The 7546-nt window shown below is 66.8% G+C and carries 4 protein-coding genes and 1 pseudogene; all 5 read right to left on the bottom strand.

The features are described from left to right. Positions 1–1529 (bottom strand): elongation factor G (gene fusA, locus WBA11_RS02960; protein ID WP_424519235.1); only part of this gene is annotated, 1529 nt, incomplete at its 3' end. A gap of 66 nt (positions 1530–1595) precedes the next feature. Next, positions 1596–2066, bottom strand: coding sequence for a 30S ribosomal protein S7 (gene rpsG / locus WBA11_RS02955; RefSeq protein WP_424519234.1), 471 nt, complete (start codon positions 2064–2066; stop codon positions 1596–1598). Between the two features lie 81 nt (positions 2067–2147). Beyond that, positions 2148–2522, bottom strand: a complete 375-nt coding sequence (gene rpsL / locus WBA11_RS02950) for a 30S ribosomal protein S12 (protein ID WP_424519233.1) — start codon at positions 2520–2522, stop codon at positions 2148–2150. Positions 2523–2805: 283 nt separating this feature from the next. Beyond that, the gene (gene ftsH, locus WBA11_RS02945) at positions 2806–4908 is read right to left on the bottom strand and encodes an ATP-dependent zinc metalloprotease FtsH (protein WP_424519232.1); all 2103 of its coding nucleotides are present in this window, start codon (positions 4906–4908) and stop codon (positions 2806–2808) included. A 128-nt stretch (positions 4909–5036) separates the two neighbouring features. Continuing rightward, a pseudogene (locus WBA11_RS02940) lies at positions 5037–7546 on the bottom strand (hypothetical protein); the annotation flags it as partial.

Raw genomic sequence — 7546 nt, 5'->3', positions numbered from 1 at the left:
TGGCCGCGGCCACCGGACTGCTTCTTGTGCGTGTACGTGTGGTCGACCGTCTTGCGGATCGCCTCGCGGTACGAGACCTGGGGCTCACCGACATTGGCCTCGACCTTGAACTCGCGCTTCAAGCGGTCCACGATGATCTCCAGGTGCAGCTCGCCCATGCCGGCGATCAGGGTCTGACCCGTCTCGTCGTCGGACGACACCTTGAAGGTCGGGTCCTCCTCGGCCAGCTTCTGGAGACCCACACCGAGCTTGTCGATGTCGGCCTTCGTCTTGGGCTCGATGGCAATCTTGATGACGGGCTCCGGGAAGTCCATCGACTCGAGAACGACTGGGTTGTCCGGGTCCGAGAGCGTGTCGCCCGTCTTCGTGTCCTTCAAGCCCACGATCGCGCAGATGTCGCCGGCCTTGACCTGGTCGACGTCCTCGCGCGTGTTGGCGTGCATGAACAGCAGGCGGCCGGCGCGCTCCTTCTTCTCCGTGTTGGCGTTCAAGAGCGCGTCGCCCTTGGACAGCGTGCCGGAGTAGACACGAGCGAACGTCAGGCGACCGACGTAGGGGTCGGTGGCAATCTTGAACGCGATAGCCGCAAACGGGCCGTCCGGGTCGGCATCGCGCGTGACGATGTCCTCGGTGCGAGGCTTGTGGCCCTCCATCGGCGGCACGTCGTGCGGCGAGGGGAGGTAGTCCACGATGCCGTCGAGCAGCTGCTGGACGCCCTTGTTCTTGAACGCCGAGCCACAGAAGACCGGCGTGATGTCCATCGAGATGACGGCCTTGCGGACGGTCGCCTTGACGTCCTCGACGGGCAACGTCTCGCCCTCGAGGTACATCATCAACAGCTCGTCGTTGTGCTCGGCGACGGCCTCGAGGAGGACGATGCGCGCCTTCTTGGCGGCCGGCGCGAGATCGGCCGGGACGTCGACTTCGTCCCAGGTGGAGCCCTGGGTGGCGTCGTCGAAGATGAACGCCTTCATCGTGATCAAGTCCACGTGGCCGCGGAACATCTCACCGTCGCCGATCGGGATCTGGATCGGCACGGCGTTGGCGCCCAACCGGTCCTTCATCATCGCGACGGCGTTCTCGAAGTTGGCGCCCGTCCGGTCCATCTTGTTGACGAACGCGATACGGGGGACGTTGTACTTGTCCATCTGCCGCCAGACCGTCTCGGACTGGGGCTCGACGCCGCCGACCGAGCAGAACAGCGCAACGGCGCCATCGAGGACGCGCAGCGAGCGCTCGACCTCGACGGTAAAGTCGACGTGACCGGGCGTGTCGATGATGTTGATCCGGTGGCCGTTCCACTCCGCGGTCGTCGCCGCCGAGGTGATCGTGATGCCACGCTCCTTCTCTTGCTCCATCCAGTCCATCGTGGCGCCGCCCTCGTGGACCTCGCCGATCCGGTGCGTCTTGCCGGTGTAGTACAGGATGCGCTCCGTCGTCGTCGTCTTGCCGGCGTCGATGTGGGCCGAGATCCCGATGTTGCGGGTCTTGGTGAGCGAGAAGGTTTTGCCTTGGAGTTCTTCGGACATGTCTGGGGGACGAATGGTGTGTCCTGATCGGAACGGGCCAGTACGTGGCCCTGTATTCCGGTCTCGTTAGAAGCGCGCGAAGTGAGCGAACGCCTTGTTGGCCTCGGCCATACGGTGTGTGTCATCCTTCTTCTTGACGGCACCGCCTTCACCGCGCGAGGCGGCGATCAGCTCGGCCGCGAGCCGGTTGGCCATCGACTTGTCGCCGCGGGACTTGGCGAACTGCAAGAGCCACCGGAACGCGAGCGACGTGCGACGCTCCGGGCGGACCTCGATGGGCACCTGGTACGTCGCGCCACCGACGCGGCGGCTGCGGACCTCGACGAGCGGGGCCGCGTTCGTGAGCGCCTGGCGGAAGACCTCGACGCCGGGCTCCTGCGTGCGCTCTTCGATCAGGTCGAAGGCGCCGTACACGAGGCCCTGGGCCACGGACTTTTTGCCGTCACGCATGACGGCGGCGATGAACTTGGCGACGGTGATGTCTCCGTAGATCGGATCGGGGATCGGGATCCGCTTTTCGGCTTGCTTCCTGCGCATGGATTCGGAGTCTGGATGTCTAGGACGTCCTCGAGGTCGGCCCACGAGATTGTGTCTCGCGCCGGTACCTCAAGGGCGAGACTAGTTCTTGGGCTTCTTGGCGCCGTACTTCGAGCGGCTCTGGCGACGGTCGGCGACGCCGGCCGTGTCGAGCGCGCCACGAACGATGTGGTACTTGACGCCCGGGAGGTCCTTGGCGCCACCGCCGCGGACGAGCACGATGGAGTGCTCCTGGAGGTTGTGGCCCTCGCCCGGGATGTAGGCGATGACCTCGATGCCGTTGGTCAAACGGACCTTGGCCACCTTGCGGAGCGCCGAGTTCGGCTTCTTCGGGGTCGTCGTGTACACGCGCGTGCAGACGCCGCGGCGCTGCGGGTTGCCCTGGAGCGCGGCGGCCCCGGAGGTCTTGCGCTTCGGCGTGCGTCCCTTGCGGACGAGCTGGTTGATTGTCGGCACAGTCGGTCGAGCGAGTCGAGAAAAAAGGCGCACCGCGGTCTAGCCGGTGCGCCAGGTCAGAGATCCAAGCTACCCGGACGCCTTCCGTTTTCCCATGCCGAGACCTTCACACTTCCCCGCCCGACCCCGATTCCGACCTCGAGGACGCGAAGCTTGAGTGCAGATTGGGCACCGGTCTAAATCGATAGACCGCATCTGTGTCTCCTCCCTTTCTGGCTCCGGTAGCTGGCTATCGTCCTCGAGGCCGATCATGTGACCGTCTCGTTCGACCTCGAGGACGACTCTACGAACCTGTCGAGGACGGCCCGTCGAGGGCGTTGTCGCCCGTCGGTGCGGGGGGCGGGTCCGACGCCAGACCGTCGCCCTCGAGGCCGCCGTGGGGTGGCGTGACCGGCTCGCCTTCGGCCGTCACGCCAGCGTCGTAGGTGTTGCGCTTGTACGGTCGCGGCCCGAGCACCTCCTTGAGATCGTTCTCGTTCAGCACCTCCTTCTCCAAGAGTGCCTGGGCTAAATCCTCAAGCTTGTCGCCGCGCTCCTCGAGGACGGCCCGCGTCTGCACACGGACGTCGTCGATGATGCGCTTGACCTCGATGTCGATTCGCCGTGCCAGGTCGTCGGAGAACGGCTTGTCGAACACCGGCTGGTCCTTCTGGCCCGACAGGTTGAACGACACGTACCCGATCTCCTCGCTCATGCCGTAGTCGACCACCATGGCGTAGGCCATCTTGGTAATCTTCTCCAGGTCGTTCTGAGCGCCGGTCGTGATCTGGCCGAAGATGATCTCCTCGGCGACCCGCCCGCCCATCGTCATGACCATCCGGTCGACGAGGGCTTCCTTGGTGTAGAGGTAGCGCTCTTGCGGCAGCGACTGCGCGTAGCCGAGCGCGGCCATGCCTCGGGGCACGATCGACACCTTGACGACGGGGTCGGTGTACTCCCTGAACCAGCCGGCGACGGCATGACCCGCCTCGTGGTAGGCGACGATCTTTTTCTCGTCAGGGCTGATGAGCTTGTTCTTCTTCTCGAGCCCACCGATCACACGGTCGATGGCCCGCTCGAAGTCGATCATCTCGATCGAGTCCTTGCCGTCGCGAGCAGCGAGCAGCGCGGCCTCGTTGCACACGTTGGCGATCTCGGCACCGGCGAAGCCAGGCGTCTGGCCGGCTAGAAGCTCCGTATCGAGGTCGGGCGACAGCGTCAGGTTCTCGGTGTGGACCTTGAAGATGGCCGCGCGCTCGCGACGGTCTGGCCGGTCGATCAGGATCTGACGATCGAAGCGGCCGGGGCGCAGCAACGCGGAGTCGAGGGTATCGGGCCGGTTCGTCGCCGCCATCAGGATGACGCCCTTGTCGGTGTTGAACCCGTCCATCTCGACCAACAACTGGTTGAGCGTGTTCTCGCGCTCGTCGTTGCCGCCCATGACGGAGCCGCGTCCTCGAGAGCGCCCGACGGCATCGATCTCGTCGATAAAGATGATGCAGGGCGCCTTCTCCTTGGCCTGCTTGAACAGGTCGCGCACACGAGCCGCTCCCACGCCGACGAACATCTCGACGAAGTCGGAGCCCGAGAGGGAGAAGAACGGGACCTGGGCTTCGCCCGCGACCGCCTTGGCCAACAGCGTCTTGCCGGTTCCGGGAGGACCGACTAGAAGGACGCCCTTGGGGAGCTTGCCGCCCAGCTTGGTAAACCGCTGCGGATCTTTGAGGAACTGGACCACCTCCTCGACCTCCTCCTTGGCCTCGTCCAGGCCGGCGACGTCCGCAAACGTGATCGGCGCGCCCTCCGTTTGGTCAAAGAGCGTCGCCTTGTTCTTGCCGATGTTCAGGACCTGCTGGCCCGGCCCGCCCATGCGGCGAAGGATGAAGATCCAGAACACGGCCAACAGACCGAACAAGACCACCCACGACAAGATGCCGCTCCACACCGACGACGTGTAGTCGGCCTCGAACTCGATGGCGTCTTGGTCGGCGGCGGTCCGCTCGGCGTTGATGGCCGTGACGAAGTCGGTCAGGTCGTGGTCGTCGGGCTTGGTCGTCGTGAACCGACGACCGGCGTCGGCTTCGGGCTGGCGGCCGAAGGACGGCTCGGGCGTCGGGACCTCGACGCGACCGGCCTCGACGGCCTCTTCGGTGTAGGCGCCGCGGATCTCGACGCGGTCGTTGACCTCAAAGCTCTCGATGTCGCCGGACTCGAGTTGCTCGAGGAAGGTCGAGTACTCGACTTTGGAGCCCGACCCGCTCCCCGTCAGGAACGTTTGGACCGCCAGCAGGAGCAGTGCGATGAGGACGAACAAGTAGAACGTTCCGAGCGAGAGCCGGGGGCGCTTCCCGCCGTCTTTCTTCGGCTGCCCGTCGCGGGGGTTTTGGGGCGTGCGGTTGGAGGCCATATACAGAGCGTGCGGCGGCGCGCACGTGCGCGGACAGTGCCGCGTGGACGTATTACGTGCAAAGGGGGCCGGTACCCGACCCTGGGAGGCAGGTTCCTCCGCCTGCGGACCGGACCCGAACGCGCCCTCTAGATGTCGGTGTTGTCGGCGGGCACGGCGTAGGCGTCGATGCGGACGACCTCGCCTCGGAAGCGCGCCCACGCGGGCAGATCGTTCGTGACCGCCTTGGCCTGACCCTCCATCTCGAACTGTCCGATTGCGATGATGTAGGAACGCGTCTCGAGCTCTTGAAGGACGGCCGACCGGAAACCAGCTTCCTGGAGCACGCCGATCGTCGACGCCCCTTCGTCGGGGATCGAGAGCGTGCGCACCTTCCACGTGAACCCGCCGAGATCAGGGTCGAGAGGCTCCGACCCTCTCAAACCGCCCTCCGCGTCCTCGAGGACACTATCGGGCGGGGGTGCCGAGTCAACTCCTGTCGCATCGATGAAGCCCGTAGAGTCCGACTCAGCGACCTCCGTGCCCAGACCGCTCGTCGAATCCGACGTGACCGGTAGGGTCACGATGGGGAGCGGTGTCAGCTCCGTTGCGAGGAGGGTGGCCCGCTCGGCAACCAAGCTGCTCGGGTACCTCGCGGCGACTTCCCGGAGGTGGTCGGCGACCGTCACGAACGACGAGTCCGACGGCTCGCCCTCGAGGGCGACGGCTGTCAACAGGCTATCAGCGGGTGCAACGACTGGCTCTAGCTCGATGACATCCGAAGTGGGTGCGACGTCGGCAGGGTCGGATTCAGGGTCGCCCTGAGGCTCCTCGGGGACGGAGTCTTCGTTGGGGAGGGGGCCTTCGACCCCTTCCGTTTCTGGCTCTTGGCCCACCACCTGAACGGGAGCGGCAGGCATTCCGGCGCCCTCGAGACGAGAAGGCACCTCGTCCACATCGAGTGCGTCGTCCTCGAGGTCGGGCTCTGCCTCCGCTGGATCGGCGGCCGCGTCGACGGGAACTGGCCCGTCCTCGAGGCCGAGAGCCGGAGTCCGTATCGAGTCCGACGGAACGTCCATCGTCTCCGCGTCTTCGGCCGCGAACAGGACCTCAGAGATCAGGGAGTCAGGCAAGGCGGACCGCAGCGTGAGCGAGTCGGCGTCGGCCCAGTCGATGAAAGCCGATGCCGCAGCGAAGTAGGCGCGCGGCGCGACCGGGTGCTCCGGGTCGAGATCGGCCAGACGGATCATGTCGGCCGCTCCGCCGAGCGGGTCGCCGTCTCGCCACCGCTGCCGAGCGGCGTCGTACATCGAGGCCGATGCGTCTTCCAGACTCGGCGCCTCGTCCTCGAGGGGCAGCAGCCCCAGACGTTCCCGGGACGCGCGTCCGAGCTCGAGCGAGTCGGCCTCGAGGACGAACTCGTAGAGCGGCCGGGCGACGTCGTCTCGGCCCGCCGCCCGTTCGATCTCGGCCAGGGCGTACCGCGCACGGACGGCTACCGCCAGGTCCGGCGTCTCCTCGAGAATGGTCCGGTAGAGCGCCGATGCCGTATCGGCTTGCCCGAGTTGGAGGAAGAACGCGTTCGCGAGCTCGTAGCGGAGCCCGGCGAGTTCGACGACCATCTCTTGCCGCTTGGCGGGCGTCCTCGGAATCGCAAACAGGTCCAGCGGCTCGGGTCCGCCCAAAAAACCGATGTCACCGCCGATGGTGTTTGACACCGTCCCGCGGTCGGCCGCGACGGCGCTGGCAGAGACCGCGGCGCGTCGGCGCCAGTTCGGGACCAGCGGCCGGTCCCCCCACCGCTGCTGGAACGTGATGAGCCCCGACTGGACCGAGGCCGGGCTGCGAAACGAGAGGAACCCGGCGTTCGCAGCGGGGACGCCGCCGGGCGTCGGAGTGGCTGGACGGTTGGGTTGAGCGTCGAACCCGCCACCTCCCCCGCTGAACTCCTGGGCGCGGCGCTCGGACTCGATGCGTCGCTGGTCCTCGACCCACACCCGCCGGCGCTCCGTCTCGATCTCGTCGATCCGCGCGCGGAAGGCCTCGTCGGAGAGCGCGCCGAGGGCCATGAGCGAGTCCACTTCGGCGATGCGACGGGCCGAGGTCGCGAGCCCGCTGTAGGTCCGCGCCTCGTCGGCCACATCGAGGACGGCGCCCCGCGCGGGCGGGCGGTCGTCGGGGTTCACACGGAGGGCCGTCGCGGCCGTGTCGAGGTGGGCCGAGGCTCGGACGTAGTCGTTGAGGGAGTTCCGGTAGAACTCGCTCAGTCGGTAGTGCGTCTCGCCGCGCACCGTCCCGCCGCCTAGCTCCTCGTTGTAGAGGATGTCTCGGTAAAGCGACAGCGCGGCGGCGGACTGCCCGATTCGGGCTCGGATGCGGGCCTCTACCAACGCAAGCTCGGCGCGGCGCTGGTAGTGCTTGTCGTCGCCACGCATCCCGCGGACGATGCGGAGCGCGTCCTCCGACCGGTCCGTGTCGAGGCCGAGCACGATGGCCCGCCCGACTTCGGCCGAGAACGCGAGCTCGTAGGCCGGCTTCTGCCGCAACGCCAACCGGTACGACTCGGCGGCGTCCTCGAAGCGGCCCAGGTGCTCCTCGACCTGGCCGAGCAGGACGTAGGCGCGGGCTGCCACGTCGGCCTTGCCCTCGGTCGGTGCAC

This window comes from Rubrivirga sp., from assembly GCF_049648075.1.
Classification (GTDB): Bacteria; Bacteroidota; Rhodothermia; order Rhodothermales; family Rubricoccaceae; genus Rubrivirga.
The sequence above is the reverse complement of the archived record's forward strand: the minus strand, read 5'-3'. Positions and strand labels throughout refer to the sequence as shown.

Bases quoted from the DNA above. Each gene is read 5' to 3' on its own strand.
- ftsH (WP_424519232.1), bottom strand. From the start codon at position 4,908: ATGGCCTCCAACCGCACGCCCCAAAACCCCCGCGACGGGCAGCCGAAG.
- rpsG (WP_424519234.1), bottom strand. From the start codon at position 2,066: ATGCGCAGGAAGCAAGCCGAAAAGCGGATCCCGATCCCCGATCCGATC.